Genomic DNA, 18,724 nt, shown 5'->3' on the forward strand with positions numbered 1-18,724 from the left:
GCTTTCTGTCATTGGGCTGGAGGCCAAAAACACTTCAAAACAAAAAGCCGATCCCTGTCAATGCGCCGGCAGCCGGCGCTGACTGCCTGCCGGCTCAGAGAGCGCCCGGATCGGGCTCGCGGCGGATGGACTCGCGTGAACGGTGGTCACGCAGCTTGTCCAGCGTGTGCTCCAGCACCCGCTTGAGCTTCTCGCTGGCGCCCCGGAAGGCTTCGTCCTGGCTGGAGGCGTGGTGGTTGACGGCCAGCGGTTCGTGGTGAGCGAGCCGCGCCTCGATCATGCAGCGCTTGTGGTCGGTGCTGACCTTGTCGCTGTTCTCGTCGCTCATGTGCACCTCGATGCGGGTGATCTCATCCTTGAAGCGGCTCAGCGACGCGTTGAGTTCCGTGCTTGCCCATCGCTCAAACGACTCACCGGTGTGGATGGTGTGGTTGGAGTTGACTTGAACCTGCATGTCATTTTTCCTTTCGGGGTCGGCAACCTGCGGCGAAAAGGCCGGGTTGCCATGAAGTCACACGGCGGCGACTGGAAATTCATTGTGCACCCTGCCCGCCCTGATGGCGTGTAGTCCACATTCCCCCGCCGGAGTAGGGCGAGCGAAAACGGGCAACGTTTTCTCAGCACGGTCTCCCGGCAGCAGGCGGTCTTTCTGCTTGCAGGCGCTGCAAAAAAAAACGGGTGCACACCGTTGAAGGCATCACCATGAAAAACGGACCCCGAAGGGCCCGTCTTTCTCTCACAAGCCAGGCTGGATCATTTTTCCCCGGAAGCGATTTCGCCTTTCTTGACGGCGGCAGCGGCAGCGGCTTTGCGCTTGGCCCGGGCCGCATCGCGCTCCTGCTTGGTGGCCGCCTTGGCGGTGCCGACACCTTTTTCCTCGGCTGCACGCGGCGTGACGGCCTTGTGGGCCGCAGCGGCGCCTTCCTCTTTGCGCCCGGCCTTGGCAGTGGCTTTTTCAGCGGGCGTCGCTTTGGGCATGGTCTGGCCCTTGGATTGTTCGGCGTCGGCCTCGCCCCCTTTGGTCTGGGCGAACGCGCTCACGGCCAACATCTGGGCAAGAACGAGGCTCAGGGGAAGCAACAGTTTTTTCATGACAGATCTCCAGGAAGGTTGATGAACGAGGGATTCGAATAACGGGAAATTCAAGTATTTCATGCGGCCTTGATGCGCAACTTGCGCTTTATCAACAGGAGAGCATGCCCTGCAATGGCGTCTACACATGGCTTTGCGCCTAAGGTGCCGTCTGCTGCCGCAGGTACTCCTTGCGTTTCATGTCGAGGTAGGCGGCACGGTCCACCTCATACAGCTGGCGGGCATATTTCTGGGTTGCCGCGAACCAGCCCTCCAGGCCTTTCTCGAAGCGTTGCGGCGGTGGCACCGCAAGCGCATCGAGGTAGGACTCAATCGCGAGGTAGTAACGCATTGTGTTTCGCTCCACCACGCCACGCACCCCCCCAATGAGTGCCGGCGGCTCGCCGGGTGAAGCCGCTGCGGTCGGGGTGAACCCGACCTTTCCGCGGCCGAGGGTCGCCAGATACAGCTGCATGGCGACGCGACCCGCGCGCCCATAGGCGAAGGAGTACCGCATGTGAATGAAGCTTTGGCCCTGCGCGATCGGGACAGCCTCGAGCAGGATCTTGTAATCATGTGTATCCAGCGGTCCATCTGCGGCGTCGAGTTCGATGGCCAGATATTCCGGCTCTACCGCAGCCGTGCGGTAGGAAAAAAGAACCGTGGACGCCTCAACCAACGGCCGGTCATGCTTGCGGCCGATCCGCACATCCAGCTGGGTGCCTCCACCGGCCGGTCTGGCACGGCAGAACTTGATGTTCAGATGCAGGATCAGCATGTCACACCAGTGCCTGGGGTCGCTCAGCTCGGTGCTGACCGTCCCGAACGGGTGCTTGACCAGGGCGTAGACATCACCCTCCAGTTGCTGGGCGCTTTCAGTCGACGCCAGGTACAAGGGCCCCTGGAACTGATTGCTGGCAAGTTGAGGGCCCAAGGCAAGGTGCTTGGCCCGCAAGGCAGCAGGCCCGAGCGCCTGCGAACCGCCGGCGCCCCAGGCAGACATGAACAGCCCCAGCGAGAGCGACAACACAATCGCATGGCGGATGACCCGTTGGCTGGTATGGATGAACCACATCATGCCGATCATTATGGGCAGCCGGCCCAACAGAAACTTTGCGGCAGATCATGTCCGGTCGAGCCCATGCGCAGAAAAATCCGCCGTGCCAGCCGGCCGGCGGTTTCCCGTCCTACTTGCCGTCAATCACCTCGGCAGCGCTGCGGAAGGCATCCACCGCCGTGGGCACACCGCAATAAACGGCGGCGTGCAGCAACACCTCCTGAATCTCCGCAGAAGTTGCGCCGTTGTTGAGCGCACCGCGCACATGTGCCTTGAGTTCATGCTGCTTGCCGAGCGCCGCGAGCATGGCCACGGTGATCAGGCTTCGCGTCTTGCGCTCCAGGCCCGGCCGCTGCCAGACATCCCCCCAGGCTTTGGCGGTGATGTGTTCCTGAATGGGACGGGTGAAATCGGTGACATTGGCGAAAGCATTGCTTACAAAGTCTTCGCCCATCACCTGCTTGCGGGTGGCGAGGCCTTTGTCGAATTGGGAATTCATGGGTCAAGTGCTCCTGGACAAATCGCCAGCATAGCCGCTGGCGTCCCCATCAGCCTGCGCCGACAAGGCCAACCTCCCCAAAGTCACCTCGCACTGAACGTATCATTGCCCCAACATTCACCCGCCATGAGACAAGCCATGACCACAAGATACCCCCTGCCCGACCTCAACACCCTGCCCGATGACATCAAGGCCAAAGTGCTGGAAGTGCAGGAAAAAGCCGGCTTCGTACCCAATGTGTTTCTGGCGCTGGCGCGTCGTCCGGCGGAGTGGCGTGCCTTTTTTGCCTACCATGACGCATTGATGTTGCGCGAGGAGTCGGGCCTGAGCAAAGGCGACCGCGAGATGATCGTGACCACCACGAGTGCGGCCAACCACTGCGTGTACTGCGTGGTGGCGCATGGCGCGCTCCTGCGGATCTACGAGAAAAAGCCGCTGGTGGCCGACCAGGTGGCGGTGAACTACCGCAAGGCCGACATCACGCCGCGCCAGCGCGCCATGCTGGACTTCGCGATGAAGGTCTGCCAGAAGTCGGGCGAGGTGGAAGAAGCCGACTTTGCCGCGCTGCATACCCACGGCTTCAACGACGAGGACATCTGGGACATTGCGGCGATCACCGCTTTCTTCGGCCTGTCCAACCGCATCGCGAGCTTTTCCAGCATGATGCCCAACCCCGAGTTTTACCTGATGGGTCGGTTGCCGAAGCAGAAATAGGGAAACAGGGGCCGCTGGCCCCGGTCAGCGCAGCTTTCCGGGTTTGCGTTCCGGTTTGTGCTGCTCCGCACGCTGGCAGGAGCGCCGGAAATCCTGCAGGGTTTTCTGCGCGCGGCCCAGCACGCTGCCTTCCGGGTAATCGCCTGACGCGCCGAACCCGCCAAAAGGCGTGCCGGTGAGCAGTTCCAGGCCTTCACTGGCATGTTCGGCCGTGTAGATGTGGAACCGTCCCGCGGCCACCGCCTCCACCACCTTGCGCTCGAGCATCAGGTGGCGCCGGTTACGGTGCGGAATCAGCACGCCCTGGCTGCCGTCCAGCCCGACAATTTCACAGCTGCGAAAGTAGCCTTCTATTTTTTCGTTGATCCCGCCGACCGGCAGCATGTCGCCATGCTGGTTGATCGCCCCGGTCACGGCGACGCCCTGTTTCAGCGGCAGCCCTGACAGCGACGACAGCAGTACATACAGTTCGGCGCAGGAAGCGGAATCACCCTCGACGCCGTGGTACTCCTGTTCGAAAACAATGGCCGCATTCAACGCCAGCGGCGCAATATGGGCAAACAGCGCCGACAGGTAACTGTGCAGGATGAGCACCCCCTTGTCATGGATGGGGCCGGAAAGCTCCACCTCGCGCTCCACGTTGAGCAGGCCCTCGTCGCCGGCGTAGGTGCGTGCCGTGACACCCACCGGAAAACCGAAACGGTAGTCGCCCAGGTCAATCACGGTCAAGGCATTGAGCTGCCCCACCTTCTCGCCGGTCAGGACCAGCAGCCGCTCCCCGTCCGCAATGGTTTCCTGCTGGCGCTGCTCGGGGTAGTCGTGCCTGTAGTTGCGGGCACGAAGCGCCGCCTCGACGTCCTGCAGGTCCACCAGGGTCGCGCCCCGCGCGCGGCCCATGGCGGCGCTCTCCATCACGAGGGCCTCGGTGCGGGAAAAAATGGCGCTCTGGCGCGTCTGATCGTCCACCTCGCGGTGGGAATCTTCCAGCAGGCGCGCGACGGCCGCCGCGGAAAAGTGGGGGAAGCCCATTTTGCGGCAGGTGTGCGCCACAAAAACCGCCGAAGCCCGGCGGGTATCCTGGTTGGCCGGAAAACTTTCGGCCACGTCCACCTTGCAGCGAAAACGGCGGGTGAACTCCGGATCGCTCTCCTGCAGGAGGTAGTACTCCTCGACGGAGCCGATCAGGATGATCTTGACATCCGCATCGACAGGTTCCGGCTCCAGTGCCACGGCGGCCATGGGCGAATACGTCATGCCGGACTCCTCGATCTGCACGCGGCCGCTGCGCAGGAAGCGGCGCAGCTTTTCCCACACCAGCTCATCGGCCAGCAGGTCGTGCAGGTGCAGCATCAGAAAGCCGCCGTTCGCCTTGAGCAGGCTGCCCGCGCGTATGCGCGAAAAATCCGTGACCCGCACATCGTTGTCGGACTGGTACTCGATGCTGCCAAACAGCCTGCGCAGCAGGGGGTTGTCCTCGACCATCACCGGCGCGCCGGTCAGGCCGTGGTTGTCCACGACCAGGTTGACCCGGTAACGGCCCAGCACTGAAGCCAATGCCTCAAGCCGGACCTCTTCGTCGGTGTCGCCCGCCTGGAACAGCTCCAGGTTTTCGAGCGCATCGTGCATGACCAGTTCCAGGTAGTTGCCCAGCTTGACCGAGTCCTTGATCTGTTTGCGCAGCTCGTTGCGGATCTCCTGCAGTTCGTGCTCCACCATCGGTTTGACCACCTGGCGGCGCAAGGCCGCCAGGCCTTCGTGCAGGACCCGTTCCATGGACCGGGTTTTGTCGAGAAACCGGGCGATTTCGGCACGCAGTTCCTGCTCGGCGCGGTCAATCTCCACACGCCGCTCTTTCGGCAGGGCCAGCGCCTCGCTTTCGGTCAGGGCCCGGCCCTTGTCATCCCTCAGGGTGAAGACCAGGTGGCCCGCCTCGCGAAACAATGAAAAGCTCCGGGCCTCGGCAAACGCATCCAGCTCCGCGTAGGCCGGGTCCTCTTCCGCCTTGTAACTTTTTTCGATGCGTTCGCTTTCCGTGCGGAAATCCTGATCCGCCAGTCGTTTGGGAATTTCCGCCTGAAGCGTTTTAGTCAACTGCAGCATGAGTTGACGCAGCAACCGGCCCTGCCCCGCGGGCATGCGCAAGGCCCGGGGCCGCTCCGGCGCGTCGAAATTGTTGAGGTAACACAGGTCCGGCGGCACCGGCCGGCTGGCCGCCGCCGTCTGCATCATCTGCAGCAGCAGGGTTGATCTTCCCGTGCCGACCTCGCCCAGCACGAAAAGGTTGTAGTCGGGCTGCGCCATTGCCAGGCCAAAGCGGGCCGCGGTTTCGGCACGCTCCTGGCCGATCCAGTGCATCGGCTGGTCCAGCAGTTCGGAGGTGTCCGCGAACCCCAAAAGCCCGGGGTCGATGGCGAGACGCAGATCAGCGGGAAGGACTTTGGCGACAGGCATGGGGCTGGCAAGGTGGATGGATGGCCGGATTTTGCGCTCAGCTGACCAGCTGGCGCATCCAGTCGGGCAAGGGGGCGGCCTTCTGGCTCGGAAAGTCGACCCAGATCGTCGTGGCACCGCCGGCCGCACAGATCACACCGGGCTGGTCGGCACGCTCCATCGTGCCCCAGCTCTCGAAGGTGGTGCGTGCCGGGTCGCTGACATACATCTTGACCAGCACGTCCCCCGGGTATTCGAGTTGTTTGTAAAAATTGCAGAACGCATTGACGATGACCGGGCCTTCGCCCTGGGGGTCGGGCACACAGCCGATGGAATGCATCCAGTCGATACGAACCGTTTCCAGGTAACGGAAATAGCTGGTGTTGTTGACATGGCCCATGGCGTCCATATCGCCCCACCGGATGGGGATGGACATTTCAAAAACCAGTTTCTTGATCTCGGGAATTTCAATTTTCATGGCGCTGTGAAGACGATGGAGAGTCGAAAAGGAAGGACAAAAAAAGATGGCCGATGGACAGGCGCTCAGCGGCGCGCGCCTCAGAGCCCGAAGCCGTCGTCCGCCGCAATGACCGCACCGTTGATGAAGTGGCTCTGGCCACTGGCCAGCATCACCAGCAGCGCGTCCAGGTCCTCCGGCTTGCCGATGCGCTTGCGCGGCAACATCTGCACCAGCCGTTTTCCCTGCTCGGTTTCCCAGTGGTGGTGGTTGATCTCGGTGTCGATGTAGCCCGGGCAGATGGCGTTGACGTTGATGCCGAACTTGCCCCACTCCAGCGCCATGGCCCTGGTCATCTGCACCACCGCCGCCTTGCTCATGCAGTACACGCCAATCTGCGGCAACACGCGCAGGCCGGCCATGGAGGCAATGTTGATGATGTGTGCGCCGGAAAAGGCGCCGGGCGCCGCGCCGCGCGACCGCGCCAGCATGCGTTTGCCGACTTCCTGCGCCACAAAAAAAGCGCCCTTGACGTTGGTGCCGAAAATGAAGTCGTAGTCATCCTCGCCCACGTCCTGGATGCGCTGCGTGGTGCTCACGCCGGAGTTGTTGACGAGGATGTCAATGGGGCCGACCTCGGTCTCGGCGTGCGCCACCGCCGACTTGATGCTGGCATGGTCCGTCACATCGAGCGTGACCACATGCGCATCACCGCCTTCGGCCTCGATCTGCGCGCGCAATGCCTTGAGCTTGTCCATCCTGCGGCTGGCCAGCACCACCGCTGCGCCGGCACGGCTCAGGGTTTTGGCAAACTGCGCACCCAGACCGCCGGATGCGCCGGTCACGAGCGCGACACGCCCTGAAAGATCCAGGCTGTAAGCCATTAGAGGGTCCTCTCGATAAAAGTGTGCCGATGCGAACGATCGTTCGACTCAGCGGATTCACGACATAAAATCAGGCGCAGACTGCGGCCGTTACCTGACGGACAACCGTTCCTGAAATTGATTATCAGCGAGTCCACCATGAACAACGAAGAAATCCTGGCCCAGTTCGGCCCCCGTGAAGCGATGGAATACGACGTGGTCGTGGTCGGAGGCGGGCCCGGCGGTCTGGCCACGGCCATTCGCCTGAAACAGCTGGCCGCTGAAAAAGGCACGGAGCTCTCTGTGGTGGTGCTTGAAAAAGGCTCGGAGCCCGGCGCGCACATTCTGTCCGGCGCGGTCATGGACCCCAAGGCCCTTACCGAGCTGATTCCGGACTGGAAAGAGCTGGGTGCCCCGCTGAACCAGCCCGTGACCAGCGACGAGGTGCTGTTCCTCAGCGAAACGGGCGCGACAAAAACACCGGCTTTTTTTGTGCCCGAGTGTTTTCACAACGAAGGCAACTACGTCGTCAGCCTTGGCAATGTGGTGCGCTGGATGGCGCAGCAGGCCGAGAACCTGGGGGTGGAAATTTTCCCAGGCTTCGCAGCCGCCGAAGTGCTTTACAACGACAACGGCTCCGTCAAGGGCGTGGCCACCGGCAACCTGGGCGTCGGCAAGGACGGCCAGCCGAGCGACCATTTCCAGCTCGGCATGGAACTGCACGGCAAGTACACGATTTTTGCCGAAGGCGCGCGCGGCCACCTGGGCCGCCAGCTCATGGCGCAGTTCAAGCTCAACGAGGGCAAGGACCCGCAGGCCTACGCGCTGGGCGTGAAGGAACTCTGGGAAATCGATCCGGCCAAACACAAGCCCGGCCTGGTCGTGCACACCGCCGGCTGGCCCATGGACAGCCAGACCTATGGCGGCGGCTTCATGTACCACCTGGAAGACAACAAGGTCACGCTGGGCCTGGTGGTCGGCCTGGACTACAGCAACCCCTGGCTCAGCCCCTTCGAGGAAATGCAGCGCTGGAAAACGCACCCCAGCATCAAGGCCTACCTCGAAGGCGGCAAACGCATCAGCTACGGCGCACGTGCCATCACGGCCGGGGGCATGGTCAGCCTGCCCAAAACCGTGTTCCCCGGCGGCGCACTGATCGGCTGCGAAGCCGGTTACCTCAACGCCGCACGCATCAAGGGCAGCCATGCCGCCATCAAGACCGGCATGCTCGCGGCCGAGGCCGCCTTCGATGCGGTCACCGCGGGCCGCCAGCACGACGAACTGAGCGCCTACCCGCAAGCCTTTGCCAAAAGCTGGCTGCATGCCGAACTGAACCAGTCACGCAACTTCAAGCAGTGGTTCAAGAAAGGCGTGTATGTCGGCTCCTTCATGACCGGCATCGAACAGTGGCTGCTGCCCAAGCTGGGCATCCGCAACCCGCCGTGGACGATTCGCCGCAAGGTGGCCGACCACGCCACGCTCAAACCGGCGGCCGAGTGCCCGCAGATTGTTTACCCCAAGCCCGACAACAAGATCACCTTCGACCGTCTGAGTTCGGTGTTTGTTTCCAACACCAACCATGAAGAGCAGCAACCGGCGCACCTGACGCTCAAGGACGCCAGCGTGCCGGTCAACATCAACCTGGCGACTTATGCCGGTCCGGAGTCGCGCTACTGCCCGGCCGGTGTGTATGAGTTCGTGAAGAACCCCGACGCTAGCTCCCGCCTGCAGATCAACGCGCAGAACTGCGTGCACTGCAAGACCTGCGACATCAAGGACCCGACGCAAAACATTGTCTGGGTCACACCCGAAGGCGGTGGCGGCCCCAACTACAGCGGCATGTAGGGCCATGCGGGGCGGGCCAGCCTCCGCCAAAGTGCAAGCCGCCCGACCTGCCCGTCTTGAACCTTCACCCGCGGCATCGCCCGGGTGACGCCAGCGCCACACGATGTCCGATCAACGTCCAGAGAAGGCCCAGCTCCCATGAACATTGTCATTACCGGCGGCGCCGGTTTTCTGGGCGTTCGCCTGGCCCGCGAACTGCTCCAACAAGGCACGCTGTCGCTGGCCGGCAGCCCCGCGCAACCCATCACCCGCGTGACCCTGCTGGACCGGGCGGCACCACCGGCCGACCTGATGGCCGACAGCCGCGTTCGCGCCGTCGAGGGGGACCTGAACGCCCTGCTCGCAACAGGCCAGTCCTCCAGCCCCGTGATCGCCAATGACACGGACGTGGTTTTTCACCTCGCCGCTGCGGTCAGCGGTGAATGCGAAGCCGATTTCGACCTCGGCATGCGCAGCAACCTCGATGCCACGCGCGCCCTGCTGGAGACCTGCCGGCGCCTGAAGACCTCGCCGACACTGGTGTTTGCCAGCTCACTGGCCGTGTTCGGCAATTCCCCCGAACAACCCCTGCCCGCAGTGATTGAAGACAGCACCTTGCCGACGCCCCAGAACAGCTACGGCATCCAGAAATTCATCGGCGAGCAGCTGGTGGCCGACTATGCCCGCAAGGGTTTTGTCCGCGGCCGCAACGTGCGCCTGATGACCGTGAGTGTGCGCCCCGGCAAACCCAACGGCGCGGCCTCCAGCTTCCTGAGCGGCATGATCCGCGAGCCGCTGGCCGGCGTGCGGGCCGCGTGCCCGGTGGCGCCCGACACACCGGTGGCGCTGTCCTCGCCCAGCCGCACCATCCATGGCCTGATCAGGGCCGCCGAGGCCAGCGACGCCGACTGGGGCGCGCGTACCGCCATCAACCTGCCAGCCCTCAAGACAACTCCCGGCGAGATGGCGGCGGCGCTGGAGCGCCTGGCAGGCAAGGAGGTGGCCGCGTTGATTGACTGGACGCCGGACGCCGCGATTGCCAACATCGTGACCAGCTGGCCGGCCCACATCGACGCGGCTCGGGCTCGCCGGCTGGGCCTGCTGCCCGACGCCAATTTCGATGCCATCATCGGAGAGTACTTAAGCGAAAACCCCTAGGCGACGCAACGCCCCAAGAGATGAAAATTGCAAGTTGTATGACAACTTTTCCATCCACCCCTTTTTTCACCCCGAGGAGACACTCCATGACTTTTTTCAAACCCACGCTGACCCGACTCGCCTTGGGCATGACGCTGGCACTCGGCCTGGTGGCCGGTGCTGCGGCGCAGACGACCATGAAGATCAGCATCTCGACATCGCAGAACTCGCACCAGGGCGTGGCCATCGACACCTTCGCCAAGGAAGTGGAAAAGCGCACCGGTGGCCGCTACAAGGTCCAGACCTTCTACAGCGGCTCCCTCGGCGGTGAGCGCGAGTCCATCGAGGCCGTGCAGCTGGGCACCCAGGAACTGGCTTTCTCGTCGACCGGCCCGGTCCCCAACTTCGTGCCCGAAACCAAGATTCTCGACGTGCCTTTCCTGTTCCGCGACAAGGCCCACGCACGTGCGGTGCTGGACGGCCCGATCGGCCAGGACCTGCTCGTCAAGTTCGAAGCCAAGGGCTTCAAGGCATTGGCTTGGGGCGAAAATGGTTTCCGCCACATGACCAACAGCAAGCGTGACGTGAAGACGCCCGAGGACCTGAAGGGCCTGAAAATGCGCACCATGGAAAATCCAGTGCACATTGCGGCCTACAAGGGCTTCGGCATCATCACCACCCCCATGGCTTTTCCCGAGGTGTTCACCGCACTGCAGCAGGGCACGGTTGACGGCCAGGAAAATCCGCTGTCGGTCATCATCGCGTCCAAGTTTGACCAGGTCCAGAAACACCTGTCACTGACCGGCCACGTCTATTCGCCCTGCATCTGGGTGATGAACAAGGCCGTCTTCGACAAGCTCAGCGCCGCCGACAAGAAAGCCTTCCTCGAAGCGGCCGCCGAAGGCACCAAGGCCAACCGCGCGCGCGTGGACGAAGACGATGCCAAAGGCGTGGCCGACCTGCGCGCCAAGGGCATGACCGTGATCGACAATGTCGACAAGGCCAAGTTCGTCGCCGCCCTGGCACCCGTGAACGCCGAGTTTGAAAAGCAGTTCGGCAAGGCCAACATCGAAAAGATCCGCAGCGTCAAGTAAGCTGCCCGTTCGCTACGCTTTTTGTAGCTGAACACGCCCGCAGCCATTAGGCTTGCGGGCGTTTTCCTTGCAGAACCGGGATTCCCATGAAAAACACCTTTCTCAGACTCGAACGCTGGACCACGGGGTTTGCCACGCTGGTGGCCTGCCTCATGCTGGTGATCGCGTCCTCGCTGGGCATGTTCCAGATCGTGACGCGCTTCGTGCTCGAGCAGCCTGCCGAGTGGAGCGAGATCCTGATCCGCCTGTCGCTGATCTGGATGGTCTTCATGGGCATACCGGCGGCCTTCCGCCAGGGCGCCATGGTCAGCGTCGATGTGCTCTACCGCTGGAGCCCCATCAAGGTCAAACGCATCCTCGACTGGGTGGTCTGCTTGGCCGCCCTGGCCCTGATCGGCGTCATCATCTGGTGGGGCTGGGACTACGCCATCCGCGGGCAAGTGCAGTCCATGGCGGGCCTGGAGTCCATCTCCATGTTCTGGGGTTATGTGGCCATGCCGATAGGCGGCATGTTCTGCGTAATCGGCATCATCGGCAACCTGCTTGATCCGCAGCGCGAGGAACTGGAGACGGCAACATGAGCTGCATCATCAACAACACCGACAACAACTTTTTTCCGGGGATCGCCCAATGACCGCCGTCATGCTGACCACCATGATCGTGTGTTTCGCACTGACGATCTCCGTTGCCGTGTCCATCGGGCTGGCTTCCATCTTCGGCATCCAGGCGACCAATGCCCACATGCTGATCTCCGTCAAGGAGATGTTCAACGCCATCAACAAGTTTCCGCTGGCCGCCATTCCGTTTTTCATCCTCGCCGGCAACCTGATGGAGACCGGCGGCATTTCGCGCCGCCTGGTCGAGTTTGCGAAAAGCATCGTCGGCGGCGTCCAGGGCGGCCTGCCCATGACCTGCGTGCTGACCTGCATGATTTTTGCCGCGGTCTCCGGCTCGTCGGTGGCCACCACGTTTGCGGTGGGCGCGATCCTGATTCCCGCCCTGATCAAACATGGCTACCCCACCAGCTACGCCGCGGCCCTGCAGGCCACCAGCGCCGAGCTGGGCGTGATCATTCCGCCCTCGATTCCGCTGATCCTGTACGGCGTCAGCGCCGAGGTCTCGATCGGCGAACTGTTCATCGCCGGCGTCGGCCCGGGCATCCTGATCAGCCTGTCGCTGATGGCTTTTGTCTACGTGTATTGCAAGATCAAGGGTTGGGGCAAGAACGACGGCGACGGGCGCCTGGGTTTCTTCAAGGCCACCTGGCAGGCCGGCTGGGCATTGCTGATGCCGGTCATCATTCTTGGCGGCATCTATGGCGGTATCTTCACGCCGACCGAGGCAGCAGCCGTGGCCGTGTTCTACGCGCTGATCGTGGGCGGAGTGATCTACCGCGAGATCAAGCTGCCGACACTGGTGCTGGTGCTGCGCAAGTCGGTGATTTCCAGCGCCGTCATCATGTTCATCATTGCCAATGCCGGGTTGTTTGCCTTCCTGATCACGCGCGCCGGTGTGCCCGATGCCATTGGCCGCTGGCTGGAAGCGGTGCTGCAGTCGCCTACCCTCTTTCTGCTGGGCGTCAATGCCGCGCTCTTCTTCATCGGCATGTTCATCGAAACCAGCGCCGCCATCATCGTGCTGGCGCCCATCCTGGCTCCCGTGGCCATGCACTTCGGCATCGACCCGGTGCATTTCGGCATGGTGATGGTCGTCAACCTGGCGCTGGGCATGATCACGCCGCCGTTCGGCGTGAATCTTTTCGCGGCCTGCACCGTCGCCAAAATATCGCTGGACCGGATCGTCGGTCACCTGATTCCCTTCGTGCTGGTCATCATCGCCTGCCTGATGGTGATCACTTATTTCCCAGCCATCTCGCTGACCCTACGCGATCTGGTCTACGCCCGCTAGGAGCCTGCGCGGCAGAAGGCGTCGAAGCTTTGCAGCCGACCTTCCTTCCGCCGTTCAGACGCCTGGCCCGCCCAGGCTTCATACGTGTGTCATATTGTGTATGCATGATCGGTGCTTTACCGTTCAGGACGCCCCATGCAGCTCCACAAGACAGACCTCGCCCGGGCCGAGCTCAAATCGGGAACCCGCACGCTCGGCCAGCGCGAGCGCACCCTGCTGTTGCTGGCCGATGGCAGCAAGTCCGTTTTGGACTTCCGGCCGCTCTTCAATGGTGACGGCGAGGAAATCGCCCTGCGCCTGATGCGCGAAGGTTTTCTGCAGACCCAGCATGGCAAGTCGTCACAAGCCGTCCGCCCACCGGTGATTGCGGCAGACAAACCACAGCCCGCCAAGTCTGAAAGGCAGCCACTTCCGCAAAACAATCCTGCTCCACCGGCACCCGCCCGGGTGTCAGCAGACCAGTTTGACGGAAAAAGGTCGCTGGCAACCACACGAATGTTCCTCTTTGATATCTGTGAACGCATGTTTTCCAAGCGGCATCCCGAGCTGGCCGGGACCTTCCGCGATGCTCTGCGCGACGCCCGGGATCGCGACGCCATGCTGGCCACCTCCCGCCGCATGATCGAGGAGATCGAGAAGATCTCGGGGCACGAACGGGCTGACTCCATCAGTGAGCGCATCGCCATGCTGCTGCCTGCCGAGCAGGCGGCCTGAGGCCGGCTTCAGCTACACTTGCGCGGTCAGGAGAGAGTTTTCCTCGCGAAAACCGCCGAAGGCGCATGCGGCACCCCAATGGTGCTCTGAACGCTCAGGCAAAAGGACTGGCAACCGCCACCCGGGCGAACATCTTCCGGGCGGCGTTCCCTACTGGAGAGAGGCCACCTTCGAGGTGGTCCACCGAAGGAGCAAACCTGCATCGCCAGGCGAATCTCTCAGGTAAAGAGGACAGCAGGGGCAGCCCATGATTTTTCATGGATAACGACTTGCCCCCGGAGAACGCCTTGTCCGCCATCGCCCTTGAACTGCTGAAAACACCGCTGTACGACCTGCACCTGGAACTGGGCGCGCGCATGGTGCCGTTTGCCGGTTACGCCATGCCGGTCCAATACCCGGCCGGCCTGATGGCCGAGCACCACCACACCCGCCAGGCCGCCGGCCTGTTCGATGTCTCGCACATGGGCCAGCTGCGCCTGGTCGGTCTTGATGCCGCGGCCGCGCTGGAAACCCTGATCCCGGTCGATGTGATCGACCTGCCCGCCGGCAAGCAGCGCTACGGCCTGCTGCTCAATGAGGACGGCGGCATCATCGACGATCTGATGTTCTTCAACCGCGACTACTCGAACGGCGGCGACATCTTCGTCATCGTCAACGGTGCCTGCAAGGTCGGCGACATCGCGCATATCGAGGCAAAAATCGGCACGCGTTGCCAGGTCATTCCCATGCCCGACATGGCGCTGCTGGCACTGCAGGGCCCGCAGGCCGTCACCGCGCTCTCGCGCCTCGCACCCGGCGTCGAGAAACTGGTTTTCATGACCGGCGGGCGTTTTACCGTCGCCGGTTGCGACTGCTTTCTCACACGCAGCGGCTACACCGGCGAAGATGGTTTCGAGATTTCCGTGCCCGCCGCGCAGGCCGACACCCTGGCCCGGGCCCTGCTGGCCCAGCCCGAAGTCAAACCCGTCGGCCTGGGCGCGCGCAACTCGCTGCGGCTCGAAGCCGGCCTGTGCCTCTATGGCAATGACATCGACACCACCACCACACCGGTCGAGGCCAGCCTGAACTGGGCGATCCAGAAAGTGCGTCGCACCGGCGGTGCGCGCGCCGGCGGTTTTCCGGGTGCCGACAAGATACTGGCGCAACTGGCCGACCCCGCCGCGCTGGGGCGCAAGCGCGTGGGCCTGGTGGCGCTGGAACGCATTCCCGTGCGCGACCACACGGCCCTGCAAAGCCTGGACGGCACGCCGATTGGCGAAGTCACCAGCGGCCTGCTGGGCCCCAGCATCGACAAGCCGGTGGCCATGGGTTACGTGAAGCCCGAATTCTCGGCCATCGGTACACGCGTGAACGCCATCGTGCGCGGCAAACCCGTGCCCATGGAAGTCAGCCCCATGCCTTTTGTTCCAAATCGCTATTTCCGCGGTTGAAGTTTTTATTATTCTGGAGAAACCCATGATCAAGTACACCGAAGACCACGAATGGATCAACGTTGACGGCGACATCGCCACCGTCGGCATCACCCCCCACGCGCAGGACGCGCTCGGCGACGTGGTGTTTGTCGACCTGCCTTCCGTTGGCAGCACGCTGGCGCAAAAAGAAGTCGCCGGTGTCGTCGAGTCGGTCAAGGCCGCGGCCGACGTCTACATGCCCATCAGCGGCGAAGTCACCGAAGTCAACGAAGCCCTGCGCGACGACCCCTCGCTGGCCAACAGCGACCCCTTGGGCGCCGGCTGGTTCTTCAAGGTGAAACTGTCTGACAAATCGCAACTGGACGCGCTGATGGATGAGACCAGCTACACCACCTTTTCCGCAACTGCGTAAATAGCCCTCCCGCCCCACTGTTCGGACTGAGCCTGTCGAAGTCTTGCCTCACTGTTCACCGACCCTTCGACAAGCTCAGGGCGAACGAATCCTGGAAACTGCCATGTTGATGCCCACCGCCAAGCCGCTGCGCGAGCTTGAAAACGCTTCCGAGTTCATTGCCCGCCACATCGGCATTGATGAGGCCGACGAAACCCACATGCTCAGCGTCGTCGGTGCGGCGTCCCGGCGCGAGCTGATCGACGGCATCGTGCCGCGCAGCATTGCCCGCAGCCAGGCCATGGCCATTCCCGCGCCGGTCACCGAGGCGGCAGCCTTGGCCGAGCTCAAGGCCATGGCGGCGAAGAACAAGGTCTTCAAGAGTTTCATCGGCCAGGGGTATTACGGCACCCACACGCCCGGCGTGATCCTGCGCAACATCCTGGAAAACCCCGCCTGGTACACCGCCTACACGCCCTACCAGGCTGAAATTTCGCAGGGCCGCATGGAAGCGCTCATCAATTTCCAGACCATGGTCTGCGACCTGACCGGCATGCCGATGGCCAACGCGTCCATGCTCGACGAAGCCACGGCCGCCGCCGAAGCCATGACCCTGGCCAAACGCAGCGTCAAGAGCAAAAGCAATGTCTTCATCGTTGCCGGCGACTGCCACCCGCAGACCATCGAGGTGATCCAGACGCGTGCCAAGCCGCTGGGCATCGAGGTCAAGGTCAGCACGGCCGCCGCGACCGTGCCGCAGCTGATGGCCGAGGGCAACTACTTCGGCGTGCTGGCGCAGTACCCGGCCACCACCGGCAGCATCCATGACCTGCGGCCACTGGCGGGCCAGGCGCATGTGGACGGCGCCGCCCTGTGTGTGGCCGCCGACCTGCTGGCGCTGACCTTGCTGGCGCCTCCCGGCGAATGGGATGCCGACATCGTGCTGGGCAACACCCAGCGCTTCGGCGTGGCCATGGGCAACGGCGGGCCGCACGCGGCCTACCTCGCCTGCCGCGACGAATTCAAGCGCTCCATGCCGGGCCGGCTGGTCGGCGTCAGTGTGGACGTGCACGGCAACCCGACCTACCGCCTGGCGCTGCAGACCCGCGAGCAGCACATCCGCCGCGAAAAAGCCACCTCCAACATCTGCACCGCGCAGGTGCTGCCGGCCGTGCTGGCCAGCATGTACGCGGTTTACCACGGGCCGCAAGGCCTCAGGCGCATTGCCCAGCGCGTGGCCAGCTACACCGCCATTTTTGCGCGCGGCATGCAGCAGATGGGCTACGACATCGCCAACAGCAGCGCCTTCGACTCGGTCACCATCAAGACCGGAGATGCTACCCATTCGATCGCTGAACGCGCCCGCCAGTCGGGGGCCAACCTGCGGTGCCGCCTGACCAACCACCTGGGCGTGTCGCTCGACGAAACCACCACGCGGGAAGACCTCGAGATGCTCTGGTCCTTCTTCGTCAAGCCCGGCCAGCCCATGCCGCGCCTGGGCGACTTTGAAAAAGGTGTCGAGCCGCTGATCCCCGAAGAGCTGCGCCGCACCAGCGACTTCCTGACGCACCCGGTGTTCAACACACACCACTCCGAGACCGGCATGCTGCGCTACATCCGCATGCTCAGCGACAAGGACCTGGCGCTGGACCGCAGCATGATCCCGCTGGGCAGCTGCACCATGAAACTCAACGCGACCAGCGAGATGATTCCCGTCACCTGGCCGGAGTTTGCCAACATCCATCCGTTTGCGCCGCAGGACCAGTTGCAGGGTTATGCCGAGCTCGACCAGCAGTTGCGCGACTGGCTGTGCCAGGCCACGGGTTACGCCGGCATCAGCCTGCAGCCCAACGCCGGCTCGCAGGGCGAATACGCCGGCCTGCTGGTTATCAAGGCCTGGCTGGAAGCCAATGGCCAGGGCCACCGCAACATCTGCCTGATCCCCTCGTCGGCCCATGGCACCAACCCGGCCAGCGCGCAAATGGCCGGCATGACGGTGGTCGTCACCGCCTGCGATGCCCAGGGCAACGTCGACATGGCCGACCTCAAAGCCAAGTGCGAACAGCACAGCGCGAACCTGGCCTGCATGATGATCACCTACCCCAGCACCCACGGCGTGTTCGAGACGCAGGTGAAAGAGCTGTGCGCCCTGGTCCACAGCCACGGCGGCCGCGTTTACGTGGACGGCGCCAACATGAACGCGCTGGTCGGCGTGGCCGCCCCGGGCGAATTTGGCGGCGACGTGAGCCACCTGAACCTGCACAAGACATTCTGCATTCCGCACGGCGGCGGCGGCCCCGGTGTCGGCCCGGTCTGCGTCGTGGCCGACCTCGTGCCCTATCTGCCCGGCCACGCCACGGCCGGCCTGCCGGTCAACGGCGTGGGCGCCATCTCGGCGGCACCGCTGGGCAATGCGGCCGTGCTGCCGATCAGCTGGATGTACTGCCGCATGATGGGCCCCGAAGGCCTGCAGCAGGCGACCGAAGTGGCCATCCTCAGCGCCAACTACATCAGCGCGCGGCTGAAGGACCACTACCCCACGCTGTACGCGAGCGCCAACGGCCATGTGGCCCACGAGTGCATCCTGGACCTGCGCCCGCTGAAAGAAACCAGCGGCGTCAGCGCCGAAGACGTGGCCAAACGCCTGATGGACTACGGCTTCCACGCGCCCACCTTGAGTTTTCCCGTGCCCGGCACGCTGATGGTCGAGCCCACCGAAAGCGAAACCCTGGCCGAGCTGGACCGCTTCATCAACGCGATGATTGCCATCCGCGAAGAGATCCGCCAGGTTGAAAACGGTACCTGGCCGCAGGACAACAACCCGCTCAAACATGCGCCCCACACGGCCGCCAGCCTGCTGGGCGCCGAATGGAACAGGCCGTATTCGCGCGAAACCGGCGCCTTCCCGCTGGCCACGCTCAAACAGGTCAAGTACTGGCCGCCCGTGGGCCGCGTCGACAACGTCTATGGCGACCGCAACCTGTTCTGCAGCTGCGTGCCGGTGGCCGACTACGCCTGAGCAAGCGTCCCGGGCACCAGCAGCCACGGGACTTTTTGCTACTGATTCCATAGCTGCCTCCGCCCGTCTCACAAGGGCTGGAGGCCGATTTCACCTGTAGCCCGGGGGCTGGTAGCCAATCCCGCTGCTGCCTG

General features: G+C 63.3%; 17 protein-coding genes and 2 riboswitches. Of the genes, 10 read left to right on the top strand and 7 right to left on the bottom strand.

Annotated elements, in window-relative coordinates:
- Positions 1-94: 94 nt before the first annotated feature.
- The 4 genes from PSV40_RS01415 to PSV40_RS01430 form a co-directional block, all read right to left on the bottom strand.
- A complete protein-coding gene (locus PSV40_RS01415; RefSeq protein WP_300533354.1) occupies positions 95-454 on the bottom strand; it encodes an HPF/RaiA family ribosome-associated protein in 360 nt (119 codons plus the stop codon).
- Positions 455-753: 299 nt separating this feature from the next.
- Positions 754-1,092 (bottom strand): hypothetical protein, encoded by a 339-nt coding sequence (locus PSV40_RS01420; protein WP_300533355.1) that lies wholly within the window; start codon positions 1,090-1,092, stop codon positions 754-756.
- A 139-nt stretch (positions 1,093-1,231) separates the two neighbouring features.
- Positions 1,232-2,149 (bottom strand): hypothetical protein, encoded by a 918-nt coding sequence (locus PSV40_RS01425; RefSeq protein ID WP_300533356.1) that lies wholly within the window; start codon positions 2,147-2,149, stop codon positions 1,232-1,234.
- 109 nt (positions 2,150-2,258) lie between these two features.
- The gene (locus PSV40_RS01430) at positions 2,259-2,627 is read right to left on the bottom strand and encodes a carboxymuconolactone decarboxylase family protein (protein ID WP_300533358.1); all 369 of its coding nucleotides are present in this window, start codon (positions 2,625-2,627) and stop codon (positions 2,259-2,261) included.
- Between the two features lie 138 nt (positions 2,628-2,765).
- Here PSV40_RS01430 and PSV40_RS01435 point away from each other — a divergent pair, with 138 nt between their 5' ends.
- Complete coding sequence (locus PSV40_RS01435; RefSeq protein ID WP_300533360.1) at positions 2,766-3,341, top strand: peroxidase-related enzyme; 576 nt, start codon at positions 2,766-2,768, stop codon at positions 3,339-3,341.
- 24 nt (positions 3,342-3,365) lie between these two features.
- On the opposite strand, the gene PSV40_RS01440 is transcribed toward PSV40_RS01435, so the two are convergent.
- From PSV40_RS01440 to PSV40_RS01450, 3 genes are all read right to left on the bottom strand, one after another.
- Entirely contained in the window at positions 3,366-5,792 is a 2,427-nt protein-coding gene (locus PSV40_RS01440) for a Lon protease family protein (protein ID WP_300533361.1), read from the bottom strand.
- 37 nt (positions 5,793-5,829) lie between these two features.
- On the bottom strand, positions 5,830-6,249 hold the full coding sequence (locus tag PSV40_RS01445; RefSeq protein WP_300533363.1) for an acyl-CoA thioesterase: 420 nt from the start codon (positions 6,247-6,249) through the stop codon (positions 5,830-5,832).
- A gap of 80 nt (positions 6,250-6,329) precedes the next feature.
- Positions 6,330-7,112: an SDR family oxidoreductase gene (locus PSV40_RS01450; RefSeq protein ID WP_300533365.1), complete on the bottom strand. Its 783-nt coding sequence runs from the start codon at positions 7,110-7,112 to the stop codon at positions 6,330-6,332.
- Positions 7,113-7,250: 138 nt separating this feature from the next.
- Between PSV40_RS01450 and PSV40_RS01455 the strand changes: the two genes are divergently transcribed.
- The 9 genes from PSV40_RS01455 to gcvP all read left to right on the top strand — a co-directional run bounded on the left by PSV40_RS01455 (position 7,251) and on the right by gcvP (position 18,590).
- The gene (locus PSV40_RS01455; RefSeq protein ID WP_300533367.1) at positions 7,251-8,936 is read left to right on the top strand and encodes an electron transfer flavoprotein-ubiquinone oxidoreductase; all 1,686 of its coding nucleotides are present in this window, start codon (positions 7,251-7,253) and stop codon (positions 8,934-8,936) included.
- Between the two features lie 138 nt (positions 8,937-9,074).
- Positions 9,075-10,073: a D-erythronate dehydrogenase gene (denD, locus tag PSV40_RS01460; protein ID WP_300533369.1), complete on the top strand. Its 999-nt coding sequence runs from the start codon at positions 9,075-9,077 to the stop codon at positions 10,071-10,073.
- Between the two features lie 86 nt (positions 10,074-10,159).
- Positions 10,160-11,146 (top strand): TRAP transporter substrate-binding protein, encoded by a 987-nt coding sequence (locus PSV40_RS01465; RefSeq protein WP_300533371.1) that lies wholly within the window; start codon positions 10,160-10,162, stop codon positions 11,144-11,146.
- 86 nt (positions 11,147-11,232) lie between these two features.
- Positions 11,233-11,727 (top strand): TRAP transporter small permease, encoded by a 495-nt coding sequence (locus PSV40_RS01470; RefSeq protein ID WP_300533372.1) that lies wholly within the window; start codon positions 11,233-11,235, stop codon positions 11,725-11,727.
- A gap of 49 nt (positions 11,728-11,776) precedes the next feature.
- Positions 11,777-13,054, top strand: coding sequence for a TRAP transporter large permease (locus PSV40_RS01475; RefSeq protein WP_300533374.1), 1,278 nt, complete (start codon positions 11,777-11,779; stop codon positions 13,052-13,054).
- A 135-nt stretch (positions 13,055-13,189) separates the two neighbouring features.
- Positions 13,190-13,768 (top strand): hypothetical protein, encoded by a 579-nt coding sequence (locus PSV40_RS01480; RefSeq protein ID WP_300533376.1) that lies wholly within the window; start codon positions 13,190-13,192, stop codon positions 13,766-13,768.
- Positions 13,769-13,785: 17 nt separating this feature from the next.
- Positions 13,786-13,888: riboswitch (glycine riboswitch) on the top strand.
- A gap of 23 nt (positions 13,889-13,911) precedes the next feature.
- A riboswitch (glycine riboswitch) is annotated at positions 13,912-14,013 on the top strand.
- Positions 14,014-14,025: 12 nt separating this feature from the next.
- Positions 14,026-15,198, top strand: a complete 1,173-nt coding sequence (gene gcvT, locus PSV40_RS01485; RefSeq protein ID WP_300533378.1) for a glycine cleavage system aminomethyltransferase GcvT — start codon at positions 14,026-14,028, stop codon at positions 15,196-15,198.
- 25 nt (positions 15,199-15,223) lie between these two features.
- Complete coding sequence (gcvH, locus tag PSV40_RS01490) at positions 15,224-15,592, top strand: glycine cleavage system protein GcvH (RefSeq protein ID WP_300533379.1); 369 nt, start codon at positions 15,224-15,226, stop codon at positions 15,590-15,592.
- Between the two features lie 103 nt (positions 15,593-15,695).
- On the top strand, positions 15,696-18,590 hold the full coding sequence (gene gcvP / locus PSV40_RS01495) for an aminomethyl-transferring glycine dehydrogenase (RefSeq protein WP_300533381.1): 2,895 nt from the start codon (positions 15,696-15,698) through the stop codon (positions 18,588-18,590).
- Positions 18,591-18,724 lie beyond the last annotated feature (134 nt).

This window comes from Polaromonas sp. (assembly GCF_029945925.1).
Classification (GTDB): Bacteria; Pseudomonadota; Gammaproteobacteria; order Burkholderiales; family Burkholderiaceae_C; genus Polaromonas.

Coding starts and splice junctions, on each gene's coding strand:
- PSV40_RS01475 (WP_300533374.1), top strand. CDS start 11,777: ATGACCGCCGTCATGCTGACCACCATGATCGTGTGTTTCGCACTGACG.
- PSV40_RS01450 (WP_300533365.1), bottom strand. CDS start 7,112: ATGGCTTACAGCCTGGATCTTTCAGGGCGTGTCGCGCTCGTGACCGGC.
- gcvT (WP_300533378.1), top strand. CDS start 14,026: ATGGATAACGACTTGCCCCCGGAGAACGCCTTGTCCGCCATCGCCCTT.
- PSV40_RS01435 (WP_300533360.1), top strand. CDS start 2,766: ATGACCACAAGATACCCCCTGCCCGACCTCAACACCCTGCCCGATGAC.
- gcvP (WP_300533381.1), top strand. CDS start 15,696: ATGTTGATGCCCACCGCCAAGCCGCTGCGCGAGCTTGAAAACGCTTCC.
- gcvH (WP_300533379.1), top strand. CDS start 15,224: ATGATCAAGTACACCGAAGACCACGAATGGATCAACGTTGACGGCGAC.
- PSV40_RS01455 (WP_300533367.1), top strand. CDS start 7,251: ATGAACAACGAAGAAATCCTGGCCCAGTTCGGCCCCCGTGAAGCGATG.
- PSV40_RS01425 (WP_300533356.1), bottom strand. CDS start 2,149: ATGATGTGGTTCATCCATACCAGCCAACGGGTCATCCGCCATGCGATT.
- denD (WP_300533369.1), top strand. CDS start 9,075: ATGAACATTGTCATTACCGGCGGCGCCGGTTTTCTGGGCGTTCGCCTG.
- PSV40_RS01415 (WP_300533354.1), bottom strand. CDS start 454: ATGCAGGTTCAAGTCAACTCCAACCACACCATCCACACCGGTGAGTCG.
- PSV40_RS01420 (WP_300533355.1), bottom strand. CDS start 1,092: ATGAAAAAACTGTTGCTTCCCCTGAGCCTCGTTCTTGCCCAGATGTTG.
- PSV40_RS01480 (WP_300533376.1), top strand. CDS start 13,190: ATGCAGCTCCACAAGACAGACCTCGCCCGGGCCGAGCTCAAATCGGGA.
- PSV40_RS01465 (WP_300533371.1), top strand. CDS start 10,160: ATGACTTTTTTCAAACCCACGCTGACCCGACTCGCCTTGGGCATGACG.
- PSV40_RS01470 (WP_300533372.1), top strand. CDS start 11,233: ATGAAAAACACCTTTCTCAGACTCGAACGCTGGACCACGGGGTTTGCC.
- PSV40_RS01430 (WP_300533358.1), bottom strand. CDS start 2,627: ATGAATTCCCAATTCGACAAAGGCCTCGCCACCCGCAAGCAGGTGATG.
- PSV40_RS01440 (WP_300533361.1), bottom strand. CDS start 5,792: ATGCCTGTCGCCAAAGTCCTTCCCGCTGATCTGCGTCTCGCCATCGAC.
- PSV40_RS01445 (WP_300533363.1), bottom strand. CDS start 6,249: ATGAAAATTGAAATTCCCGAGATCAAGAAACTGGTTTTTGAAATGTCC.